At 29.4% G+C, this 1,635-nt stretch carries 1 protein-coding gene; it reads left to right on the top strand.

The features are described from left to right. Nucleotides 1-150 precede the first annotated feature (150 nt). Nucleotides 151-1,440: a transposase gene (locus tag J5G60_RS18210; protein WP_150359064.1), complete on the top strand. Its 1,290-nt coding sequence runs from the start codon at nucleotides 151-153 to the stop codon at nucleotides 1,438-1,440. Nucleotides 1,441-1,635: the final 195 nt, after the last annotated feature.

Here is a 1,635-nt window from a genome sequence, read left to right as displayed (position 1 = left end):
TTAATTACCTAGATTTCGTACAAACAAAATCTGACTAACATGAACAAATTTCCATGGTATTATACCCAAAAAGTAACTAGAGGATAATATCACACCTTTCTAGAAATAGCTTCTTTGGAAAAACAATCATGAAAGGTGGTATTATCCTATATGAATAAGATAACATTTTCTCAAAGTGACTGTAAAGAAGAAACTACTTCCATTTGGCTTATTTCAGTAATGCAATGTGGGCTAAAGCTTGAATTTTTTAAGCCCTTAAAAAATTTTAAACTAAAGATGAAAAAAGTTAAATTCTCGGTCTATCAGAAACTAATCACCATAATAATGTCCATAGTTGTAGGCTGTGAATTTATGAAAGACATTAATGAAAACCTTGGACCAGAAAAATTATCTGCAAATTTATTCAATATGGATAGTTTTCCTGATCAATCACAGATTAACAAAGTTTTAAACCGTTTTGACATTGACTCTATATCCCAGTTTGAAGATATACATCATAAACTTTTCATTAAAAATAGCAATTCAGTTTTTACTGATAAATATGTCGTTGTAGATTTCGATCAATCTGGATTAATTGCAAACGGAAAATCCTATGAATTAACCGCAAAAGGGTATTTCTCAAAGAAAAAAAACCAGTGTGGATACCAAATGTCAGCAGCATTTACAGGAAAATACTCTGAAACAATTGCAATGTATCTTGATTCTGGGAATACACATTGTCAAGATCATTTTAAAGATTTGCTTGAATCTGCATTGTCAAAGTACACAGACTCATTGAATAATGGTAATTTAATTATACGGTCAGATAGTGGATATGGCTCTACAAATATAATCGAGCTAATGAAATCCATACCTAACTTAAAGTTTGTTACCAAAGGTTATTCTACTGTAAAAGCAAAAAATATTGCCAAAGGAATACCATATTCTGAGTATACCAAAGCTGATGAGGCTGCATGGGTTTACGAGCTCCATAATACTGGTGGATTGAGAATTATAATAGTTCAAATTCTCACTAAAAGTGGTAAATTAAAACATACAATGCTTGTAACCAATATTGATTCAAATAATATGGATGCAGTTGAAATATTTCACTTTTATAATGAACGTCAAACAATTGAAGCATTTTTTAAAATAGCTAAAAATGTATATCATATTAAAAACCTTAGAACTACTTCTTTTTATGGTATTTATGGATTCCTCTGGTTAGTTTTCTTAACTCATAATCTTATAACCTGGTTTAAAACAACGACATTGCATAATACTGAATTAGAAACTGTCGGGGTTAGAGTTCTAGTAAAGAAAGTTGGTAATATAAAAGGTTTTGTAAGGCGAACTATTGATAAAATAGAGGTTAATATTCCTTCACTTACCAAACTTTCCAGAATTATTACAGATGCACTTTGTGGACCATCATATGAACAACTATGTTTTAATATTTAAAATTGTAATGCAATATAATCCATTAATGGTAAAGCTGTTTTACCTGTATTAAGCAATTTGTTTTTTGGGGTTACCACATTAAACCAGCAAACTGTGATTAAAAAGAGGATAAATTTAGTAATTATTGGCTTAAATTTACTGGCATTAAAATCAAAAATATTATTTTACGTTGGTACAAAACTTAGGTAATTAAAA

Source organism: Clostridium sp. HV4-5-A1G (assembly GCF_900184915.1).
GTDB classification, from domain to species: Bacteria; Bacillota; Clostridia; order Clostridiales; family Clostridiaceae; genus Clostridium_B; species Clostridium_B aromativorans.
The sequence above is the reverse complement of the archived record's forward strand: the minus strand, read 5'-3'. Positions and strand labels throughout refer to the sequence as shown.